The following is a 20,710-nucleotide window of genomic DNA, read 5'->3' on the forward strand; positions in this document are numbered from 1 at the left end:
CATACAAGTGAAATTAGAGTATTTTTGGGGTGTAGTTTTTGCAAATAAAAAGCCTATACATCGAGGGCAAGCTTAGTTTGGGTCGGATTGTCACCAATGCCAACTGTGGTGTATAAGCCTAATTACTTTCGTCAATTGAATACGGCCAAACTTCTTTTTCAGTCGTAAATTGGTGGAAGATTTGGTTAATTTGTAAGTTACGTTCGATATAGAGATTCATGCATGGTGGGAAAATCCACAGTCGCGGATCATTAGGTAAATCACGTTTACGTGAGACATTGGCTTTGATATGAAATAATTGCTTGGCTTCGAGTGAAGTAGCCAAAATTAGGCCGCCATTGGTGTTTTTAGCTTCGCTAAGGACAACTAAGGGGATTCACAGTCCCCGAGCCAGTGCTTCACAACTGGCATAGAAGCTTTTGTTGTCGATTAGAAAGAACAAAACTGATTTAAAATAGTCGAAAGTCACTTATAGTCACGCTATAATGTGGGTAAGAAAAAGGAAGCCCCGCTGATAATAGGACTTCCCATGTAGAGCCGTTTAAGACGGTGGCTGCATTTGGTTAAATAACCGCTAGCTTGCCAGAGCTAAGGCGGTTATTTTTTGTCTGATTTTTGATCAGCTCAATAATTTATAACTTTTATCTTTTACGCATATTGATATGGTTTTATTTTAATGTAAGAACTGGCATGTGCACTTTTTTCATTGCGAAAATCAATCTCGTTTTGGAGATTAAAAAAATACTTATCGGATACTCCAAAAAATCTCCCCAATCTGATTGAGGTATCAATAGTGATTCTTCTGCGACCGTGTAAGATATCTTGAATCCTCGAGGTTGCTACGCCAATATTCTTGGCTAAAGCATAGGTCGAGATGTCTAAGGGCCTCATAAATTCTTCTTTTAAAATTTCACTAATTGTTGGTGTTGGTATTTTTGTGGTCATTTTATTTTTCCTCCTTAGTGGTGATAATCAGTAATTTCTACATTATAAAAGCAATTCCTATCTTTGAAATTAAAACAAATTCGATATTGATTATTAATTCTAATACTATATTGACCTTCGCGATTACCGTGTAATTGTTCCAAATGATTTGCTGGCGGTATTCGTAAATCATTAATATTTTCGGCGCTATCAATCATAATTAATTTGCGCAAACTTATTTTTTGGATATCTTGCGGTAATTTCTTTGAAAAATTCTGGTTATATATTTTTTTGGTTTCTTTATCAGCAAAATCTTTTATCATGACAAAATTAGATACTTTCTGTAGACTAAACTGTCCTACTACTTCTGCCTTTTTATTATACACGTAATAAGTGTATATGCAACTCAGTTAAAAATAGTATCTTTTGGGTGTACCCTGAGATAACGCTTTGTGTTATAGTGAATTAGCGAGCAAAGAACAGGAAAATAAAGACTATTGACCTATTCTTTTACTTTTGCAGCATGTGTTATTTATACATGTTCATTCTGTTTTTTAGAAAGAGGTCACAAAATGCAAGTTGGCTATGCATGAGTCAGTACGTTGGATCAAAATCTAGAAAAACAACTGACTAGTTTAAAAAAAGCCGGGGTGAAAAAAATTTTCTGGGAAAAAATTTCTGGAAAAGATATCAATCGATCGGCTTTGAAAAATATGCTGAATTACATTCACGAAGATGATCAAGTAATCGTTTTGAGTTTGGATCGACTAGGACGAAATAACCAAGATATTTTGGATATAATTGAGTACATTGAGCATAAAAAAGTTGTGCTGCGTGTTTTAAATCTACCTACCTTTGATAATGTTCAAGATGAAAATTTACAACGGCTCTTAACCAATCTAGTTTTAGAGATTTACAAGTATACGGCTGAAAATGAGCGGATCGAGATCCGTGAACGGCAACGTCAGGGAATTGAACTAGCTAAACAGCATGGTGTTTATCAAGGAGGGCCCCCCAATATACGTCCGATTCTAAAAATCTACAAAAAAGGCATACTTATGAACGAATCGTTGAACTTTTACATACTAAACAACAAGGACAAAAATTACGGTTGCTGAGATTGCACGAGATAATGGTGTTTTACGTAATCTGGTTTACAAGATCAAAAACAATTATCTCAACAACAGGAACATTATGTTATATGATTCTTTACCACCAAACATTAAACCAGCTAATAGCCAATAAAAAGCCGACTGATAATTCTGGCTGTCAGTTTTTTGCGTGACTTAGCGACCTAAATTCAACTAGCACCAAAGATAGATTCATATATATATAAATGTGCACTGGTATTACCTCTTCTAAAAAAATCACTTAATGTGACCCGCTTTTCTGTAACTGTACACTTTAATAGAATATAATTAACCAGCAAATTATTTTGCTGAACTCCAATTAATGCATGCTTATTTAAGACATTCTCAATGTAATTTATAATCTCATACAAGCACTTGCTCCCGTGAAGTCTAGTGTTCATAAAAATTTTTACAGTCACAACTTTTTTATTCACATCGTCTAAGTTAAAAATAATAAAACTGGCTATTCTTTTACCTCGATATTTACATTGATACCACTCCATCTTGCCAGTACCCACCATATCAGTATGCCACCAACAACGAATAGTACGATTTTTTTTGGCTTTTATTATATCAATCATATCTTTCCTCAAACAATCTTTATATTAATTCATCCTCATTTTTAAAGAGCTCTAGTATATCTTTTTTGTCTAATTGATAAAAACATATTCCTCTTCCAAGAATATCCACATCCTTAATCTCACCACAGAAATTAAAATTAAAATTATTTGCAAGATTAATCATTAGCTTATTAGTATTGTATATTTTTATGAGCAGGAAATTTACCTTCATATCAAAAAATAAGAACACTAAAACTTTTTTGAATACTGCTTGTGTAAATATTGAAAAATGTTGTAAATATATAATTGGCTCTGAAAATTGAACATTATTATCTCGTGTAATATTGGCAATAAATACTCCTAGCCGGTGATTACCAGAATAAATAATATAAGTGTCTATTATTAAAGAACGTTTACCAATGTTATTCGTATTATAGCAGGCTTTTAAATACAAACGATCACTATCAGTCAAAGCTTCTTTGAATTCGATAAGCATGTTAGCTCCTCAATCCTTATTCTGTAATAAATTAATTTGTTGTCCAATTTCTTTTTTAATTGTTTGGAAATCCACCTTGTCATTAAATAAGTTTGGGCTTGTAGTGAGCTTTATTTTAAATTTTCTTTCAAGATCAATAATTAGTGAGATGTATGATAATGAATCAATCAATAAGTCATCCCTTACCCTTGAATTATTATTAATATCTTCAATTTTTATTTCATTAGGCGTATATTTTAATATTATTTTTTTAATATATATTTCATCAATAATCATGTTTTTCCATTCCAACTTTCCCCAATCCTAACAGAGAAACTTTATCCGTATATTGTTCAATTTTTCGAGGTATCTTTAATGTATCTAAGTTTTTCCTTGCAAATTCATATAAATTACTTTCAACAAACTTAAAATTCTCGTTCATCACGACTTTTGCTACCGGTACTTCTCCTAAAACTTCATTTTTTGTTTTTTCCACAAATACATGTTTTACACTGGGCATTCTCTCCAGGACTGTCTCAATCTCTTCTGGATAGATATTTACGCCACCTGAAATAATCACATTCTTTTTTCGTCCAAGGATATAAATATAACCATTGGAATCTACTTTAGCCATGTCTCCAGTCTGAAACCAACCGTCATGTGTTAATTTTAAGGGAGATAATTGATAGTCTTCGTTTAGATACCCTAGAGCGAGGTATTGTATTGACTCTTCACTTGCAACTCATCTTTCATGATTCTTATATTCCACTCAGGGCAAGCTTTTCCAACCGATCCAGGTGGACATGCTTTATCATTGGGGCCTCCCATACAAAAAACTCCTAGAGTTTCTGTCAACCCATACATTGGGAAAAAAGCTTCTCTATTTATTAACCCATTAATGTGCTTTAAGTGTTCAAAGTCAATTTTTTCTCCCCCAACGGCAACTGCCTTTACTCCTACAGACCTCCAGTTATACCCGACCTTATCTAGAATGCGCAATATGGTTGGGGTAATACCCATAAAATCATAACTATTACTAAGATTCTGCATTAAATCAGGAATATTAAATGGAATTTGATTAATTTTTAAAGTTCCCTGAGATATGGCTACTGGTAAAAGTTGTGAGAAGAGTACAGCCGTTGATGAAATTGGCAAAGAAACAAGTTCTATTGTTTCTTTGTTAAGCTTAAATTTTCTAGACATGTAATTTACATGATGAACCACGCTATTAAGAGAAATAACCACACTCTTAGGTGTCCTGGTTGACCCACTGGTATTAATTAGCATTGCAATGTTATTACTTAGCTTTGACTTATCACATATTTCATTCCAAATAGTGTTAATGTCAGGTAAATAATTAAGAGCAGGTGTATTGTTGTGGGAAATTATTTTTTTAGTAACTCATCAGTAATTACAATCGTATTTTTCCTAACTTTTAATTGTTTTCCAGTATAAAATGAGAACGTTTTACCAGATAGCCATGTTGCAAAAACACAAGTAATCATGTTCTTGGCACTAGTAGTCGTCAACATTATCTCAGTTTTGTTTCTATTAGATTTCAAGAATCCATACAATTCGCACACATCTTTGGAAATTTTCTTCCAAGTTTTTCCTTCAATTATTTCTTTTACTTGAATCATAATATTCGCTCCCTATATATGCCAATAAATATTTATCCTGCTCCTTCAGTTTTTCTATTACATTTTGAACTTCCTGTCGGTCCAAAATATTTTGAGTTATTGAATATTTATATAAACACACGCGCAGAAGAATCCATTGCTGTTGCCATAAAGTTAAATTAGATAATAGATCAATTTTTCTGGTTTTTTCACAAATTATCTTTACTGTTGCCATGCGTGTAGCAGGGATATTACTATCTGCTAAGTTATATGCCATTTTACGTGCGTCCTTTATTGAAAGTCCTTTGACAAAATCATTTAATTCAGTCCAAGGAACGAATATTTTTCTTATTTTCATCAACTCGCTAAATATAGTATCCAAAGATCTATTTATAACTATCCATTGAAGCAAATTTTGAAAATTAATTTTCAAAATTCTCACATCGTTCATGTTATTATCTATACATATTTCACCAGACATCGATTTGATGGGGTTTGAAGGCACATATGAATCAAAAACTCTCATTGTTTTTCCCCCACAGACGTAAGGAGAACAAAATGATGGTAGTTCAAGTTCTCTGATGTGGTATAAACAGAAGCATATTTTAGATAACGTACAGGTAAGTTAATAACAAACGGTTATGTAATTTTGCTTAATGATATATTATTAAAACTTTCAACTTTGGTATCACGGCCAATGTAATTTAGAATAATGTCATTGACATTGGTATCAAAAGTAAGGTTCTCTTTATTTAATTGTATATTCAAGAATCCTGGGTCAACCATTAAAAATTCCTCTGGAACCTTTACACCATATATTCTTTCTATAGCCAACATGATGGGGCCACTCAAACACTGCATAGCAGGCTTACTTTCAGCCATGGTATCCCCCTTTCTATCGTCTAAAAGACTTCAAATGAGCCGTTTGTTTTTTCATACTTAATGCTATATTGAAAAATACAAATACCTATGATTAGCCACATAAGGTTGACGGCAATATAAGTTAATATTAAATCTATCGGAATGCTGTGTTGTAAATATATTAGCCTCGATATTTCAATACCAGAAACAAATGGAATAACATTTTGAAACGGGCTGAACAATGGAATAGTTATATTTCCAATTAATAATAAAGCTGTTTGGATTGTTGTTGTCCACTGTCCAACACGCTTTACATGTATGGAAACTGCACCAAATATAAATCCAATACCAGACATTCCAATATTTGAGAGTATAGAAATTAAGAGTAATTGTATTACTAACGTTAAAGCCTTTAATAAAGTTAACTTAATTGAAAACGCAGACAGTGTTATAATTACAAGAAAATAAAATATACCAAGAATATTATTAACCCCACTGCGAATTATAATCAAAAGCCACAGGGGGTGGGGACTTTGTAGTTCAGACTCTAATATTCCCGCCTTCGCATCAGACTCAATCGAATCGGATGCTGCATCCATTCCTAGAATACCGGCATTCCAGTAAAGGTATCCTATTAATATTAAGACCTTTCCTGTTACTACAGAAGTATGATAATACGCAGCCATCGTTGGAGAGCTTGCAATATATATAACAATAAGATAGGTTACAGTATATATTGCGATACTGCTTAGAAACTGTATCTTATACTTTGTTCTCACTTCAAATTCTCTTAGTGCTTCCATTTTAATCATTCGCATAATTCCACTCATATATTATCCCTCCTTTTTAAATGATTGATGATATAGGTCAATCAAATCTTCATGGCTCGCTGGTGAGTTCAACTTTGCGATAATATGTCCTTCTCTGATGAACACGTAACCATCACAAACGCTTGTTAAAAGATTTACATCGTGAGAAGATACAAGCACTTTTTGATGCCCATTGTTTTTGGTTAAGTTTAATACATGTTTTAACCCATCCTGTGCGTCAATATCTAATCCATTTGATGGTTCATCTAAAAGTATCAATTTTGTTTTAAGTGCCAGTGCATTTAATAGAGCTGCTGATTTTTTTTGCCCTGTTGACATTTTGTCATAGTCACGATGAATTAAATTCTTCATTTCAAGGGCCTGCGCCATACTTTCAAAGTAATCTAATCCATCTTTGTAATTCACATTTTTTAAACCACAAAAATATCTGAAATTATCAATTAACGAGAGTCTATTAATTAATCCTCGTTCGCCAGCCGGTACATATAGTGTGTTTTTCAATGCCCACCGGTTATAATCAGACTGCTTGTTAGCATCATTCAATAGTATCTTCCCAGAATTTGGTAATAGCACTCCGCTTATCACCCTCATTAGAGTGGATTTTCCTGCACCATTCGGGCCAACTAACCCTATTACCTTACTATCTAAATTTATTGATAGATTAATATCAAATAATACTTGTCTTGCGCTATACTTTTTACTTAGATTCTGAATTTCAATTTGCATAAATACACCACCTTTCCTAGTCAAAAAAATCTAAGATTTTTTTGACTATCTTACCAGTCTCTGAGAGGCCCAAAATAGGTAGGCTAGCCTGATTCTTTAAGCTATCTCCTAACTCAGAAGTTCCTCTTGACTCTACAAGAGCAAGCACTGGTCGATTATAATAAGATTCAATATATCTAACTGTTCTAATAATTAAGTTCATAGAATCATTTCTATTAAAAAGTAGAACATAACAATCAGCGTTTATACCTGTCAGAACAGATTGAGTTTCAACAGGTATAAAACCAATATTTTTCTTATTACTGGACATCACCTGGGACTGTGATCCTGCCACAATCAGGTCATGTTTTTCATCATCGAGCTTCTTCATAGCATTATTAGCCCCAATTACATGCTCTTGCCATGAAAACCTAGTCGCATTATAGCCATAATGCCAGTAATGTTCACAACCAATTATCTCAGCAAATGGTTCTGTTAACATAAGGCCAACATCATATCCCGTTTTTCTAAGAAATCTAGTTATTTCAAGTTGTAAGCTTACTTTTCCCTGCTTACTTGAAGTACCAATAATGCCAACAATGGGTGTACTAAAAGTAAATAAAGAACCACTGAATCTTTCTTTATATAATTGTTTCTCATTTTTCACTAAATCCAATGCATAAATTTTTTCTTATATTTATTGCACTTTTCAATGATTTCAGATAATAAGTCTTTTTTTAGTAACAATGATATTTCTTTAACGTGTCCAAGTACTACTGAATTGAAATCCTTGGATTCCCAATCAATACCTCTCATATCCTGTATAACCTGCTTTGGCACGTAACTTGTATATCCAATATCTGCTGTCGTTTTTCCAATCTTTGAACTTGTGTGATAGTCATAGATTGAGATTATATGTGGAACAACAAAATCAGAGTTATTCATAATGGTAAATATTTCTTTATTTAAGGGTAGGAATATTGCTCTATCCTTGGAAGTAAGCAAATCATTAGCTATATTGTGGTATTTAAGATTAAAAGAGCCATTAGAATGCTGCATTTGACTCATTATCTTTTTTATTTTCACTATAAAATTGCCCTGCCTGACTAGTTTCTCTGACCAAATACTGCTAATTATTGCTGTGATAACAGGTGTACTAAAACTAGATCCAATCAACCAATCTTGGTTTTTGTTAATCTCAACAGAAAAATGACCAGAATACGCTAAAATATCAATCCAATTATTATAGACAACATTAAAACTCTTTATTCGTTTCACTCTGTGGTTGCAAACAACAGAAATAGTGTTTCTATAAAAAGCTGGGTAGCTTATAGCCCCACTGTTGTCAGCAGCACATACTAAAATAACTTTTTGGTCCACAGCATAATTTACAGCCTGCTTTAATTCACCATCCCTATCACTTCTAGTACCCATACTTATATTAATAATATCTGGATGGAATTCATTTATACTTTTCTTTATACTGGAAGCCAAGTTTCTAGCCCGAATCGTTTGATTATCATCAAAAACCTGTACGGAAATGATAGTACTTTCTTGTACGTAATTATCAATTATTTTTGTAACTGCAGATCCATGGTTCATACTTGATGTTTTACTTTCACAGTTATAATTGGGTAAATTAATCCTAACTATCCGGTTTCTGTTTTGGCTATGAAAGGAATAACACCCCCCATCTAGAACAACAATTTTCAAATAACCCCTCCAGTTATGTATGTTTTGATACAACAACAGGACCAGCTACAGCTACTTGTTGTTTGTCGCGCAATACTAAGTTAAAAAAAACGTCTTTCAACATCATTAATTTGCTTTTCATAATTTTCACCTCCTTTTAATTCAGTTAAGTTCTTTATGATACTTGCTGTACGCTTAGGAGTAGCACCTAAAAGCTCTTGAGTAGTTCTGGAGTCAATCACTAGGTCAAAAGTGTCTTCTAGGTTAATTAAAAAATTAACCATTGACAGAGAGTCCATCAATACTTTCTGATTATCATCTTGTATCACAACACCAATATCGGAATAAATAGAACTAATCTTTTGCTTAATTTCATTTTCCTCATTTGCTTTCATACAATCCTCTCTGATTTATCATCATTTGTCACTTAAAAAGTATCACTATTTTTTTTCTTGTCAATACAAGGCAAATGAAAGTTTTAATTTGAGTAAATCTAGAAGTATTCAATGACAGTTTGAGTTTATTTCTAAACGTTCTTGATTAAACCCACATTTTGGTTCCTTAATTGTTTTTACGAGCAATATCTTTAGCTTTCATTTTATCTAATTCTTTTTGTTGTTTCTTTTTCTTATTCTCACGAGCCCATAGCCAAAAACCGCTAATAATGGATCCGCCTATAATTAATACTAGAAACATAGAAAGCAAATGTCCCTGTCCTCTGGTAATCATGACGTAAATCATAAAAATTAAAAATGCTAAGTTATAAACTCCACCAAACCATTTTGGGAAAAGCCTATCTGTCCAATAGACCACTCCATCTGGCTTATTGGTGTGTCCAAGATGATTGCCTTCCAACTTGAAGTACTTTTTAAAGATTTCAACAGTCTTACTTTCAAATAATGTAGCATCCACTGTATTTTGTGATCGCGTAGGTGATTTTCCCCAAGCCATTTCCACCAGTTCAATATCTGATGGATCAATTTCCGTGAGCATATTTAGCAAGTTATTCTTAATGCTTTCAAGATTTTTATCCCTTAGTTTATTGGTTATATTCAATTATGGCAATTTAAAGTTATTGATACAATCTTGGAAAGTATCAAATATATCGCAGATTAAGTAAAAATAATTTGTAATGATTTGCCAAATGCGTTAGCAATTTTTGAAATTGTATCCATACTCGTGTTAGCCCCGTTTTCCACTCTAGCAATTGTTGACTGTGGTAAACCTGACCTTTCCGCTAAATCGTGTTGGGTCCATCCGTAAGCTTCTCGTTCATTCCGTACTGCCACGGCACTGTTTAGTTTATTCATTTCAGCTTTAACATCATTAGCAAAACTTGGATCCTATAAGTCTTGAGCAAAAAGATCATTAATATCTGTTTAAATAAGTTTTATTAGCCATTCTTTTCATCTTCCTTTCGTTGATAGTATTCTGCTCGGATTTCTAAGCCTTGAATCGCATTGTCATACGTCCACTGTTTAATTTTATTCATGTCATTAGTCCGGTAATAATCAGCAATTAACTCGTTCCATTTATCCCACTGATCTAACGGGACATTGATTAATCCAGCGCCACCATCAATCATGATTTTATTGGCGCTTAAAGTGGCTGTCCGTTTGTTTCCATCCCAAAAGATTTGTTGTCGCATATTATGATACAAGACCGTCAAAGCTTTATCAGTCGTAGTTGTCTGGGAATTAGCCAATGTTTTTTGTAAAAATGTTTGTTCCTCTTGTTCATCAACCAGGGGTGGTTCAAAAAACTCTTTGCTTCCTAAATCAACCCCACCTTGCCCTTGCCGTAGCTCACCAGGAACTAAGGCGTCTTCGGCCGCCACTACTTTATTAATTTGCTTTTCCATTGCTAATGTTAAAGGTTCAGTTTGGGTCGTAACATATTGCCAGCCCCGCTTTAAATTAACAATCGTTAACACATCTTCTACTGGCACCCCGGCCACACTCATACCGTCCATGATGGTTTGCGTTTGTGGCAACGTCGTATTAACACCCTCAAAGCGAGAATTTGTATGCACCAACTTAATAAAGTTTGAGCGTGCAAATCGTTTGTTTTCTGCGGGGGTAAAATGATACCGATCCTCATACGCTTGCTTTTCAGTCATGTTCTAACCTTCCTTCTATATTTTTTTAAATATTATTCTTCCATGTTAGATCACAAAGTGTTGTGCGTTGATGATTTGTTCTTGCCGTTTATCAGGATCCGGATTATGTGCCGCTTGTTCCCAAATTTCTTGAATATCGACTGTCCACGGGTCCGTTAACCATTCCTCTATTTTTTCACCTTCTTTGCTTGGTTTGGTCATTAAAAAACTCCTTTCCCATTTATTTAGGTCAGTTATCGGCTATTAAACTACTCAAGGCACCTATTCTTTCTTCTGAGAGATTTTAAATTATTTTAATATAATTATGCTTTTTTCACTTAAAGCGGCTTAAATGAGCTTATATGCGTTTTAGTTCCAAGAACCCTCATTGTGAGTGTTCTGCTCCTCGGGGTGTTTGGCGGCATATTCTCTGGCAGCCTGTTTATTCCACCAAATGGCAAAGAGATTTTGCATGGTGCCGTACAGATAATTTTCCGCGTTCTTGATGTGCTTCTCGTGGCTTCTCAGGGCGTTAAAGTAGCGTCTCAGGGCTTTGGTCATCAAAGGCTTGAGTTCCTCGTCATCTAGGGGAATTAAGACTCCAATATCTTGGTGATCTTTTTCAACTTTGTATTTGGCATTCAGAATAATACCGATAAACCGGCGCATTTGTTGCGGGGTGCGGCACCAGAAACTAAGCAATTGCACGGCTTCGGGTTCTAAGAAAACGGGTAGCCCACTATCTTCGTCAGTTAAGAAGTCGTCCGCATGGGTAACGAGATCTTGGTTTTGTTTTTCGATTTCTGCCGGTGAGAAATTGGTTGTGGAAAAGTCCAACTTGTGAGTATCTATATTGTATCTACCAGTATCTAAATTATTAATATAATTTAGATCGTGTCCGATTTTCGGATTTTTGCTTGTAGCAAGGGTTTGCGGCTCTTTTTGAGCATATTCACCACGTAAATAGACATCGGTTGACTGCATATCTAGTTCGGCTAGGTAAAGTCGATTGGGTTCGTTTTTCCCTGTTTTGGGATTAAAATGCATAGCTTTTTGATAAAGTAGCCCAGCATTTTCTAATTCTTTTTTCACGGCTGCTAATTTATCATTTGAGCAGTTGAACAAATCTTTAAGTTCTTGATTGGTAAAAATAAAGTAGATGTGCCCTTCTTCGTCAACCCAGTGGTTGCGTAGAGAATACTCTAACCGGTCTTTTAGCACCATGTAAGCTAACTTAGCAGTATCACTTAACTTTCGATATTGTTGGCCATACATTAATACTTTGGGAAACTGAAAGAACAAGGCCCTATAAACGTTGTCAGCTTGATAAAATTTGAAATTTGCTTGATCCATTATAAAAACTCCCTTTCTTGACCGACACACGCTGTCTCAAAAGAGAGTTGCTAAAACATTTGACTTGCATTACAATACAAATCTGATATGCTCTAACTGAATTACAAAGCCTCACCGCTAAATGAATGCTTTGTAATTTACCAGCATGTGTCTATTCCGGGTTGCCCAGTCGGCAACTTTTTTAGTTTAACAACAAAAATGGACTAAATAGCTCCGGTTAGCTACTTAGTCCATTGGCTTTAATTTGTTTTTAACTATCCTTCACTTGTCCTCTAGGACTGGTTTGCGGTATAATTAACCTACAAATTAAGAACAATGTTCAGTCGATTTTAACTTGGCGGTGAAAATCGACTGAATCTAAGTAGCTGTCCTATAGCTACTTGCTAAACCCAAAATCCCTGATTCCTCGTGAATCGGGGATTTTTATGTTTAGCTTGATCTCTTTATTCGGTTGTTAAATTAATCTTAGTCTAGCATAGCGCTTACCTAGCGACAACTTTATTTGGTCTTGTATATTTTGCCCGCCTTTGGCTGGAACCAATAAGCAATAGAAGATATTAGCAAATATTCGAACAGCATAAATGCTTCAGGGTGTTTAAGCAAGTCCCCATCAAAAGCACTGAAAATCAAAAGCATAAGTAATCCGGAAAAATAAGTAACAAACAAGGATACTATTTGCAATATACGAATTACTGATCTGCGATTACCTGTCCATTTTTCAAATAAAATTTGCAACCAGTATTGTAGAGGAAATAGCCATTGCCTAAAAAAGAAACGATCATCTATTCGATGGCTCTTCACACTCTTGATGGCAGGCACTAACCAAAAAACGGCAATGCAGGCGCTGAAAAATAAGGTAGTTATTTTAAGATTCAAGATATACACATCCTAATAATACCTGATAAATTATTTATTAACAAAACAAATTAATAAATAATTAAATTGCATCTATAATCGAAGCCAAAAACTCTGAACGATTTTTAAATCCGTTTTGTCGGGCAGCCTTATCCATCTTGTTAAGCTGACTTTCGGTAATTGAAAAGGTCACGGAGCGTTTGCGTTCTACTTCTTTCCGACTAATGTTTTTCAAAAAAGCTGCTGCATTGTCTTTCTTGCTATCTTTCAATGTGGTTTCGTAACTTTCTCTCATTTCTTCGTCTTTCTTTTGGTTGAATGTATCTAAACTCATAATTTAACTCCCCTTACTTAGTTTTATTTGCTAATTGTTGAAAAAGCTGGTCGGCTTGTTCGATGAATTTTTGGTTTTGTTTTAAAATGGATTCATCCTGGTTGGCTAACTCAAATATTGAGGCGTGTCTTGCAGTAGCTTTATTAAATAGTTCCCGTTCAGGGATTATAGTTGCTACCGTTTCATCATTCTCTATATGTTTTAGGAAATCACGAGACATACTTGTATTGTGTCTGATCATATTAGCAACAAAAAAGAGCTTTGCGTCGACGTAAGTTTCACCAGTTCGATAATCAAAAAGTGACTTTCTGAATTTTTCTAAGCGAATTTCCAAGTCGAACTTAGCATTGTAGCCATGTTCACTAGGGGTGATGGGACTAAGTAGATAATTGCTTATAGCAATGGCATTTTTAGTGATGGTACCGAAATCCGGGTGTGTATCAATTAAGATATAGTCGTAGTCACTAAATCTTAATAAATTGGCGTTGTTTTTAAACCACATGAACAACATCATTTCTTTGTTACTGCTGTTTTCTAGATGTCTTCCAAGAACATCGAGGTCTATAAAACCAGCTATTAAATCTAGGTTAGACGCTACCTGGTCAATCTTAACTTTTTGGGCATTTTCTTCTTTAAACGCTTCAGCGATTGTATTATTGCGCCTTGTTTTTTCAAAAACAGTTGTTAAATTGCACTGATGGTCTAAGTCAATTAGTAGAACTTTTTTACCTTGTTTGGCTAACCAATCACCATAATTCAAGGTCAAAGTTGTTTTACCAACACCACCCTTGATAGCAGTAAAAGTAATAATCTTCATTTCAATGCCCCCTTCAATTAGCTAAATTATACCACTGACAAACAAATAAATAAACAATTTATCAAATAATGAAATTGAATGTTTATTTATTTTTGAAAGCCTTCTTTTATCAAGATTTTAGACCGTCAATTAATTAACTCTAAGTTAGATTTGACATAACGTGGACTTATCAGAAGTTTTTTAAAAGAGACAATTAATATTTTCCAAATAAATTTAAAGAACATAAGCAAAAATATACAGTCGGTTGTATAATAAGCGCAAAAGGAGTGATTTCATGTCTTTAAACCAAGAATTTGTGGTTGCTAGAAAGGTTTTTCAATTAGCAAATGCATTGCTTGCTACACGTAACGCACATCTTAAAGCTTTGAACATAACTACTGGACAGGCAGATGCTTTAAACTTTTTCTATGATTTCCCCCAGAGTTCAATTTCTGATTTAAAGAAGTTTAAACATATTCAACATCAAAGTGCCCAAATGATCACTCAGCGTTTGGTCCAAAAAGGGTATGTAAAACTCATGTCTGATCCTACAGATCAACGTGCTAAGCTTATTTTTTTAAGTGATGCTGGCTATAAAATGTGTAGACAATTGCAAAAAAATGGCTCGTATACAGGGGAAAAAATTTTAAATAACTTTTCTTCTGCCGAGAAGGAAAAATTTATTGTTCTATTGGGCAAGGCAGTTGCTAATTTGAAAGAAGAGAGAAAATGAAAAAAAACAATTTACACGCGTAACATTATTATTATACTTGTAGCTACTTTTTTTTACTTGTCTAGTCCAATGTTAGTCAATCCTATAATTACTGGTTTTTCTCGCAGCATAGGCAGTAGCGAACTTATAGCGGGTTTAGTTGCCGGCATTATGAACCTAACTTCATTGGTTTTGCGTCCCGTGGCGGGAAATTTAACTGATCACCATTCTAAGTACGCACTATCTTCTTTGGGTGGGATCTTCCTAGTAATTGCAAGTATAGGTTACCTTTTTTCTGTTAATTCTTTTTTGTTGCTTCTTTTTCGTATAATTAATGGCATTGGCTATGTTTTATGTACGTCTTGTATGGCAACCTGGATGGCTAGCCTTTTACCACGAGAGAAAACAGGCTCTGGTATGGGGATATATGGCTTAACAAACGCGTTAGGAGTTGCCATTGCCCCTGCATTAGGGATTTATCTATATCATCAAGTTAGTTACCAGGCAGTATTTATAGTAGCCGCTGTTTTTGGGGTACTTATGACAAGACTTGTTCAATTTGTTGGCGATCACGGAAAGCCAGTAAAACCAAAGCAAAATGACGCAGCTCCCAGGATGAAGATCATTCAGCCAAAAGTCCTACCTATTGCTTTAATCTTAATGCTGTTTGCACTACCATACTTTGCAACACAAACCTATATTGTTAGTTATGTTTCAGCTCAGCATTTGGCCGTTTCAACAGAAAGCCTTTTCCCAATTTATGCTGTAATATTACTTATTCTGCGTATTGCATTGCGGAACCTTTTTGATACAGTATCGTTTGGAAAATTTTTATATATTGGTTTGCTGTGTGCTTTGGTTGGGTTGTTGGCCTTAACGCATTTGACAAACAATTTAATTATGGTTGTGGCGGCACTTGGTTTTGCAGGCGGTTTTGGTTTAATGTTTTCTGTCTGTCAGTCAGCTGCCTTGTTAATCGTACATGATAATGAACGTGGACTGGCTAATAGTACCTTTTACGTGGGGATTGATTTAGGTATGGCTCTAGGGCCAATTGTAGGTGGAGCAATCCGTAGTTTATTTCCATTAACTTATTTTTATCCGGTAATATTGGTAACTTTACCTTTGATATGGGTAATTTATTTTGTCAATCGAAAAAGTCTTGATCATATAAATTAAGGCCCATTAATAACAAATGGACCCTGTTTTTAATTAATGACGATTAGGGAATTCCTCTGACCACTTATAGAAATAAGATTTATCAGAAAAATCTGCCATATAAGCACCATTTAAAACGGCTTTTTGACCGAAAATTTCTAGTTTAATGATTAGATCTTCTTCTGGTTTTGAAAAATGGATTCTACCGGCCAAAGCAATGCTCCGAATATAGTTAACTAAGTGATTAACCAAAGCAGCAGGATTTTTAGTTGAAGAGATATTTTTGATCACTTGTAAGAGGACATCCATAATATCAAGTAGTTCAGGTGAGCTATTTGCTGTACGTCTTTTCTCCAAATAATTAAATAATTCTTGTGCGTCTTCTTTTGCTAAATCAGACATTTAATAAACCTTCTCTTTTAAAATTTGGAACTGTTTAAACTAATTGTACTCCAAATGAGATAAATCAAGTCTAACCAAAGTCAATATTATCTAACATTTCTTCCGTACTAGCTTGATCTAGGCCTAAATAAGCTAGGGTCATAGCCTCACTACTATGATTCAGCAGGTGCATGACTAGCTCGATATTGTAATTCGACTGCACGTAGACCCGGTAAGCACCTGTTTTACGCATGGTATGGGTCCCTAAATAATCTAAATTAAGGAGATCCCCGACTTTGGTCATGATTTTGTAAAACTGTTTTTCGGTAATGTGCTTGTCAGGGTGCTGGATCGACGGAAAAAGCCAGGGTGAGACTAAATTTTCTTGCTGTAACCACTTTTGATAGAGCATGAGGTCACCTGTAACCGGTTTTAAGTATAAGCGGTTGGCTTTGCCAGTCTTATGATCGTGGAGAAACGTGTTTTGACGCACATTTCCTTGGTCATCAAAGACATCGGTCCGTTTGAGCCGGAGAATGTCGCTGACACGCAATAAAGTTGCTTTACCGACTTGAAAAATAGTGTAGTTGCGGCGACCAGCTTTAAAATCTTCTTGTAAGCACCGCTGGACTTGGGTTAAGACATTGGAATCTTTGATCGGTAAGACTTTTTGTTCCATGGTAATTTATCCTCCTAGAGTAATATTTGCTAGATTGAGTGTTTTTAGTTATAATAAATTATGTAATACGATCGTAAACAAAGGAGTGACGTAAATGAGTAATGCCACTATTAAGAATAAAACTGTTTCGACCCGCGTAACCCCAGAAGTTAGCGCACGGGCCAAAGAAAATCTGGCTAAACAAGGCCTAACGGTCTCGGAATATATCCGGCTGTCACTAGTAAAAGCGGCTAATAATGAGGTTCGTTTAGTGAGTTTCTTAAATTCTACGGAAGCTTTAGCAGCCAAGCATGAAGCTGAAAATAACAAAGTGACTGAGATCGGTTCTTTGGCTGACTTTGACGATTGGATTGATCAACTAGATGAAGATTAAGGCGACTAAAGCGTTTGAGCGGGAGTTAAAACGGCTTAATAAGAAGCATTTTCCCGTTAAAGTGTTAAAACCATGTTTGGCAGCAATCATTGACCAAGATCTTGCCATGTTAAAACGTATTAAAGACCATGCCTTAACAGGAAAATGGCAAGGTTATCGGGAATTTCATCCAGCAAGATATGGGAGTTATGGGAAGCAATATGACGGTTGGATCGTGGTTTATCAGTTAGACCATGACGAGTTGATTTTACTGTTAGTTACCACAGGGCCACATGAAATTTTGACACAATAGATGAAAATGAAGCCCCTGATTTCAATTAGAAACCAGGGGCTATTTTGATACTTTTTTGGCTGTTTTTGCCCCTTACTTTCAAGTCTAAAATAAAGAGGCCGGTAAATCAAGTTTTGCCAGGGTCTATTACTAGATAATGGGCCCTAAAAATAATCAGCTTTGTGCATTTTAAGTGTTATAATTCAAACTTCGGCATTACTAGTGCCATACCTGGTTATTTGAATCAGCCATAGTTGGATCTTACGGATCAGCCCAAACGTTTATATAGATGTCGTTTAGTCGGCCCCCGTCACTCCACTGACCAATCATTTTATGATCACGACATGCATTAGCAAATTTAGTCATTCTTTTTCTAAAAAGTTTTGCATTGTTTGCCTTAATTTGGATTGTATCAATTCGAACTCTTTGATAGAGAGGGGGACACTCACAAAAGTATTCCCTGGCTCCTGGACGTCTTTTAAGGGCTCGTTTTATTCTTTTATCCATTCTAAAGCTATTTGGATTCATGTCAGGTAATCTTGCTTTTCCCGCAGCAGTCATTCGCCCTTGTTTTTCCATTCGAATACATCTGGCTTTGTTTAATTCCGACCAGATGCTACCTTGTTTTCTAGGAACAAATCGCTGAAAAGCTGGTTTACTTGGGATAATCACTTTGTAAGTACTATCTATCCACCCAAAGCACATTGCTTCTTCAACAGCGTCAATATACCAAAAATTAGTGTCCGTTTGTGGTATTCCACGTTTAACCATAACCCAGCATTCTTGGGTTTGGGTATAGTTTTCAGTTAACCACTTACGAAATTCATTTCTGCTGGTTACATTTAACAAATTTTGAGGATCTTGAATACTCATATATATTTACCTCACGCTTAATTTTTTTACGCTCACAAATTTTAAGTCATTTTTCTTGAGTGATGACTTGTATGATAAGAGGGTCTATTATTCACAAATGAATCTTAAAATGATTATCTATAATATTTAATACAGGGGCATACTGTATCTTCTTTTGTATTGTTTAGTTTTTTAAAGTTTCATAAAAAAGCAAAGAATAACGCAAAAATCTCAATAAGATCTGTAAATCAAAACATAGAAAAATTTCTTTCAAAAATTGCAACGTAAATAAGTACCAAAACTCCAGAGATGGACCTTATTAAATTTTTAAAAAGTATGGTAATGTTTTCTATATAAAAATTATTAATCTACCAAGCTCCATAATGCTTGTGGACAATCTTAGTGCACTTAATTGTCCTTCTTATACTTATTGAGTTAGAATCATAATTTCCAACCTATATCTTTACGGGATCAACTATTGAAACGTTTGTTAAATATTTTTCTGAGAATTAAAAATTTCTACACCGTAATTTATCAATTAATCAGTGGGACAGATAATTCTATAACAAAAATTGTAATATTAAGGTATAGCTCTTCGATTTTGATTTAACTTATAGTGGCCATTATGCATACATTTTCAAGTAGAGCCACCCCCAAATGCCTAATATAAACAATCCAATCAGGTTTAATATTGTGAACACTTTTAAAAAATACCATAATGATTGCTGACCATTGAATAATAATAATTGTTTTACTGCAAGTAAGTTTGCAAGAGAGGCCACACTTGATCCAAGTCCACCAATATTAACACCTAGGAACAGTGCTGGTATGTAGTGTGTAAAATGAGTTAGTAAGATAGCGGCTGGAACGTTACTAATCACTTGACTAGTAGCTAAGCTGGTAACATAAATACTCTGTGGTGTTTTCATTAATTGATTTAACCAGTGAGTAATGTATAAATTGTGACTAAGAGCACTAACAAAAAGAAAAAAGCAAACGAATGTTAATAGCAAGGCATAATCAACGTGTTGAAAGACGTGCCGGTCAATTATCAATCCGACAACAACAGTAACAATAATAACTAATAAAATTGGTACTAAATTGAAAATTCCAAGCATGATAAATCCAATCAGACCCGTTGTAATACTAATTTGGCGAGCATGAATGGTGACTGATTTCTTAGAAATCATCGCTATAGAATTTTTTGGTATCCACAAGCTTAACACTGCCAAAAGAATTAGGCTGGCGATCATTAGTGGAATCGATAATTGGAAAAAAGTCAGTATATTAACGTGATAATATGTCACAAGAAAAAGATTCTGAGGATTTCCAATATGTGTAAAGGAACTTCCAAGATTTGCTGCTATCACAATCAAGGTTAATGGATAAGCAATTGTTCCCTTTTGATGATGAGCCAGTGTCATAAAGGTGGGAATCAAAGTTAGAATAGCAATATCGTTAGTCAAAAACATTGATCCACAAAATGCTAATAGAATAAAAAATTGTGTCATCTGTCGAGTATGTTGTGATTTGACTAATAGCCAATCACTTAAGGCATCTAAGATATGCATAGCTCGTAATAACTGAACACCAATCATGAGCGATAATAACGTTCCAATCGTGTTCCAGTTAATCTCGGTAACTTGTGGTGTTCCAACCAAAAAGCTCAATCCCGCGCAAACTAATGCAATATTAAAAATTTTATCGCTGATAATTCGTCGGAAGACAGTACCCAATTAGGTCATCTCCTTTTTCATGCCTTTTTTTAGTATCAACTTTTATAAACCCGTTTACTCGTGAATAGGAAGAAGACTTGTATGATCATTCTTGTGCCTGTGCATAAATTTCATTTACAGATTCTCCCAAGATATCGGTGTTTTTATAATCAAATAAAACCAGGTTAATTGCCCACTGTTATTCAGAAATATGTATGCTTTTTTAGCTATTGTAGCGATAATAATTTATCGTGTTGTCCATTAACAAATCATCAATACAGATTGAAATCTTCATTAGTGATCATACTCCTTCAAAGATAGAAAAGTTAATGTAGTC

31 protein-coding genes and 2 pseudogenes are annotated in these 20,710 nt (G+C 34.6%); 5 read left to right on the forward strand and 28 right to left on the reverse strand.

Annotation, left to right across the window (positions count from 1 at the left end; all coding sequences use genetic code 11):
- Nucleotides 1-56: 56 nt before the first annotated feature.
- From HU830_RS01525 to HU830_RS01535, 3 genes and pseudogenes are all read right to left on the reverse strand, one after another.
- Nucleotides 57-469: pseudogene (locus HU830_RS01525) on the reverse strand (Y-family DNA polymerase); the annotation flags it as partial.
- Nucleotides 470-648: 179 nt separating this feature from the next.
- A complete protein-coding gene (locus tag HU830_RS01530) occupies nt 649-945 on the reverse strand; it encodes a HigA family addiction module antitoxin (RefSeq protein WP_176942045.1) in 297 nt (98 codons plus the stop codon).
- Between the two features lie 14 nt (nt 946-959).
- Nucleotides 960-1,247 carry a type II toxin-antitoxin system RelE/ParE family toxin gene (locus HU830_RS01535; protein WP_176942046.1) on the reverse strand — a complete coding sequence of 96 codons (288 nt, stop codon included), beginning with the start codon at nt 1,245-1,247 and terminating at the stop codon, nt 960-962.
- A gap of 279 nt (nt 1,248-1,526) precedes the next feature.
- On the opposite strand from HU830_RS01535, the gene HU830_RS01540 reads away from it, so the two are divergent.
- Nucleotides 1,527-2,042, forward strand: coding sequence for a recombinase family protein (locus HU830_RS01540; RefSeq protein ID WP_228765689.1), 516 nt, complete (start codon nt 1,527-1,529; stop codon nt 2,040-2,042).
- A 182-nt stretch (nt 2,043-2,224) separates the two neighbouring features.
- Here HU830_RS01540 and HU830_RS01545 read toward each other — a convergent pair whose 3' ends face one another.
- The 21 genes and pseudogenes from HU830_RS01545 to HU830_RS01650 all read right to left on the reverse strand — a co-directional run bounded on the left by HU830_RS01545 (nt 2,225) and on the right by HU830_RS01650 (nt 14,253).
- Entirely contained in the window at nt 2,225-2,635 is a 411-nt protein-coding gene (locus HU830_RS01545) for a hypothetical protein (RefSeq protein WP_176942047.1), read from the reverse strand.
- A 19-nt stretch (nt 2,636-2,654) separates the two neighbouring features.
- Nucleotides 2,655-3,110, reverse strand: coding sequence for a hypothetical protein (locus tag HU830_RS01550; RefSeq protein ID WP_176942048.1), 456 nt, complete (start codon nt 3,108-3,110; stop codon nt 2,655-2,657).
- A gap of 9 nt (nt 3,111-3,119) precedes the next feature.
- Nucleotides 3,120-3,386, reverse strand: coding sequence for an acyl carrier protein (locus HU830_RS01555; RefSeq protein WP_176942049.1), 267 nt, complete (start codon nt 3,384-3,386; stop codon nt 3,120-3,122).
- Complete coding sequence (locus tag HU830_RS01560; RefSeq protein WP_176942050.1) at nt 3,376-3,723, reverse strand: AMP-binding enzyme; 348 nt, start codon at nt 3,721-3,723, stop codon at nt 3,376-3,378. Before HU830_RS01560 ends, HU830_RS01555 begins: the two co-directional genes overlap by 11 nt.
- A 71-nt stretch (nt 3,724-3,794) precedes the next feature.
- Complete coding sequence (locus HU830_RS01570; RefSeq protein WP_324196249.1) at nt 3,795-4,478, reverse strand: AMP-binding protein; 684 nt, start codon at nt 4,476-4,478, stop codon at nt 3,795-3,797.
- Nucleotides 4,475-4,729: a hypothetical protein gene (locus HU830_RS01575; RefSeq protein WP_176942052.1), complete on the reverse strand. Its 255-nt coding sequence runs from the start codon at nt 4,727-4,729 to the stop codon at nt 4,475-4,477. Before HU830_RS01575 ends, HU830_RS01570 begins: the two co-directional genes overlap by 4 nt.
- Nucleotides 4,704-5,234: a hypothetical protein gene (locus HU830_RS01580; protein ID WP_176942053.1), complete on the reverse strand. Its 531-nt coding sequence runs from the start codon at nt 5,232-5,234 to the stop codon at nt 4,704-4,706. The genes HU830_RS01575 and HU830_RS01580 overlap by 26 nt, the downstream gene beginning before the upstream one ends.
- A 113-nt stretch (nt 5,235-5,347) precedes the next feature.
- On the reverse strand, nt 5,348-5,590 hold the full coding sequence (locus HU830_RS01585; protein ID WP_176942054.1) for a hypothetical protein: 243 nt from the start codon (nt 5,588-5,590) through the stop codon (nt 5,348-5,350).
- A gap of 20 nt (nt 5,591-5,610) precedes the next feature.
- Complete coding sequence (locus HU830_RS01590; protein WP_176942055.1) at nt 5,611-6,399, reverse strand: hypothetical protein; 789 nt, start codon at nt 6,397-6,399, stop codon at nt 5,611-5,613.
- Between the two features lie 3 nt (nt 6,400-6,402).
- Nucleotides 6,403-7,125, reverse strand: coding sequence for an ATP-binding cassette domain-containing protein (locus HU830_RS01595; RefSeq protein WP_176942056.1), 723 nt, complete (start codon nt 7,123-7,125; stop codon nt 6,403-6,405).
- A gap of 16 nt (nt 7,126-7,141) precedes the next feature.
- Nucleotides 7,142-7,780 (reverse strand): DUF1611 domain-containing protein, encoded by a 639-nt coding sequence (locus HU830_RS01600; protein WP_176942057.1) that lies wholly within the window; start codon nt 7,778-7,780, stop codon nt 7,142-7,144.
- Entirely contained in the window at nt 7,771-8,817 is a 1,047-nt protein-coding gene (locus tag HU830_RS01605) for a S8/S53 family peptidase (protein WP_176942058.1), read from the reverse strand. The genes HU830_RS01600 and HU830_RS01605 overlap by 10 nt, the downstream gene beginning before the upstream one ends.
- A gap of 80 nt (nt 8,818-8,897) precedes the next feature.
- The gene (locus tag HU830_RS01610) at nt 8,898-9,191 is read right to left on the reverse strand and encodes a hypothetical protein (RefSeq protein WP_176942059.1); all 294 of its coding nucleotides are present in this window, start codon (nt 9,189-9,191) and stop codon (nt 8,898-8,900) included.
- Nucleotides 9,192-9,357: 166 nt separating this feature from the next.
- Nucleotides 9,358-9,852, reverse strand: coding sequence for a restriction endonuclease FokI C-terminal domain-containing protein (locus HU830_RS01615; protein WP_267463524.1), 495 nt, complete (start codon nt 9,850-9,852; stop codon nt 9,358-9,360).
- 56 nt (nt 9,853-9,908) lie between these two features.
- A pseudogene (locus HU830_RS01620) lies at nt 9,909-10,197 on the reverse strand (helix-turn-helix domain-containing protein).
- The gene (locus HU830_RS01625) at nt 10,190-10,915 is read right to left on the reverse strand and encodes a Fic family protein (RefSeq protein WP_176942062.1); all 726 of its coding nucleotides are present in this window, start codon (nt 10,913-10,915) and stop codon (nt 10,190-10,192) included. The pseudogene HU830_RS01620 and the gene HU830_RS01625 overlap by 8 nt, the downstream one beginning before the upstream one ends.
- A 45-nt stretch (nt 10,916-10,960) precedes the next feature.
- Nucleotides 10,961-11,116, reverse strand: a complete 156-nt coding sequence (locus tag HU830_RS01630; RefSeq protein ID WP_176942063.1) for a hypothetical protein — start codon at nt 11,114-11,116, stop codon at nt 10,961-10,963.
- Between the two features lie 147 nt (nt 11,117-11,263).
- Nucleotides 11,264-12,247, reverse strand: coding sequence for a replication initiator protein A (locus HU830_RS01635; protein ID WP_176942064.1), 984 nt, complete (start codon nt 12,245-12,247; stop codon nt 11,264-11,266).
- Between the two features lie 498 nt (nt 12,248-12,745).
- Complete coding sequence (locus HU830_RS01640; protein WP_176942065.1) at nt 12,746-13,123, reverse strand: hypothetical protein; 378 nt, start codon at nt 13,121-13,123, stop codon at nt 12,746-12,748.
- Between the two features lie 61 nt (nt 13,124-13,184).
- The gene (locus HU830_RS01645) at nt 13,185-13,436 is read right to left on the reverse strand and encodes a ribbon-helix-helix domain-containing protein (RefSeq protein ID WP_176942066.1); all 252 of its coding nucleotides are present in this window, start codon (nt 13,434-13,436) and stop codon (nt 13,185-13,187) included.
- A 13-nt stretch (nt 13,437-13,449) separates the two neighbouring features.
- Nucleotides 13,450-14,253 (reverse strand): ParA family protein, encoded by an 804-nt coding sequence (locus HU830_RS01650; RefSeq protein ID WP_176942067.1) that lies wholly within the window; start codon nt 14,251-14,253, stop codon nt 13,450-13,452.
- Between the two features lie 274 nt (nt 14,254-14,527).
- Between HU830_RS01650 and HU830_RS01655 the strand changes: the two genes are divergently transcribed.
- Nucleotides 14,528-14,965 (forward strand): MarR family winged helix-turn-helix transcriptional regulator, encoded by a 438-nt coding sequence (locus tag HU830_RS01655; RefSeq protein WP_176942068.1) that lies wholly within the window; start codon nt 14,528-14,530, stop codon nt 14,963-14,965.
- Nucleotides 14,966-14,974: 9 nt separating this feature from the next.
- A complete protein-coding gene (locus tag HU830_RS01660; protein ID WP_324196250.1) occupies nt 14,975-16,123 on the forward strand; it encodes an MFS transporter in 1,149 nt (382 codons plus the stop codon).
- A 33-nt stretch (nt 16,124-16,156) separates the two neighbouring features.
- Here the strand turns inward: HU830_RS01660 and HU830_RS01665 are convergent, their stop codons facing one another.
- Together HU830_RS01665 and HU830_RS01670 are read right to left on the reverse strand one after the other, a co-directional pair.
- Nucleotides 16,157-16,504: a bacteriocin immunity protein gene (locus HU830_RS01665; RefSeq protein WP_176942070.1), complete on the reverse strand. Its 348-nt coding sequence runs from the start codon at nt 16,502-16,504 to the stop codon at nt 16,157-16,159.
- A gap of 70 nt (nt 16,505-16,574) precedes the next feature.
- Entirely contained in the window at nt 16,575-17,162 is a 588-nt protein-coding gene (locus tag HU830_RS01670; protein WP_176942071.1) for a site-specific integrase, read from the reverse strand.
- Between the two features lie 94 nt (nt 17,163-17,256).
- On the opposite strand from HU830_RS01670, the gene HU830_RS01675 reads away from it, so the two are divergent.
- Both HU830_RS01675 and HU830_RS01680 read left to right on the forward strand, forming a co-directional pair.
- Nucleotides 17,257-17,535 carry a plasmid mobilization protein gene (locus tag HU830_RS01675; RefSeq protein ID WP_176942072.1) on the forward strand — a complete coding sequence of 93 codons (279 nt, stop codon included), beginning with the start codon at nt 17,257-17,259 and terminating at the stop codon, nt 17,533-17,535.
- A complete protein-coding gene (locus HU830_RS01680; RefSeq protein ID WP_176942073.1) occupies nt 17,525-17,827 on the forward strand; it encodes a type II toxin-antitoxin system YafQ family toxin in 303 nt (100 codons plus the stop codon). Before HU830_RS01675 ends, HU830_RS01680 begins: the two co-directional genes overlap by 11 nt.
- A 240-nt stretch (nt 17,828-18,067) precedes the next feature.
- On the opposite strand, the gene HU830_RS01685 is transcribed toward HU830_RS01680, so the two are convergent.
- Both HU830_RS01685 and HU830_RS01690 read right to left on the reverse strand, forming a co-directional pair.
- Nucleotides 18,068-18,679 carry a YdeI/OmpD-associated family protein gene (locus HU830_RS01685; RefSeq protein WP_176942074.1) on the reverse strand — a complete coding sequence of 204 codons (612 nt, stop codon included), beginning with the start codon at nt 18,677-18,679 and terminating at the stop codon, nt 18,068-18,070.
- Between the two features lie 602 nt (nt 18,680-19,281).
- A complete protein-coding gene (locus HU830_RS01690; RefSeq protein WP_176942075.1) occupies nt 19,282-20,394 on the reverse strand; it encodes an SLC13 family permease in 1,113 nt (370 codons plus the stop codon).
- Nucleotides 20,395-20,710 lie beyond the last annotated feature (316 nt).

Source organism: Bombilactobacillus apium (assembly GCF_013385145.1).
Lineage (GTDB): Bacteria > Bacillota > Bacilli > Lactobacillales > Lactobacillaceae > Bombilactobacillus > Bombilactobacillus apium.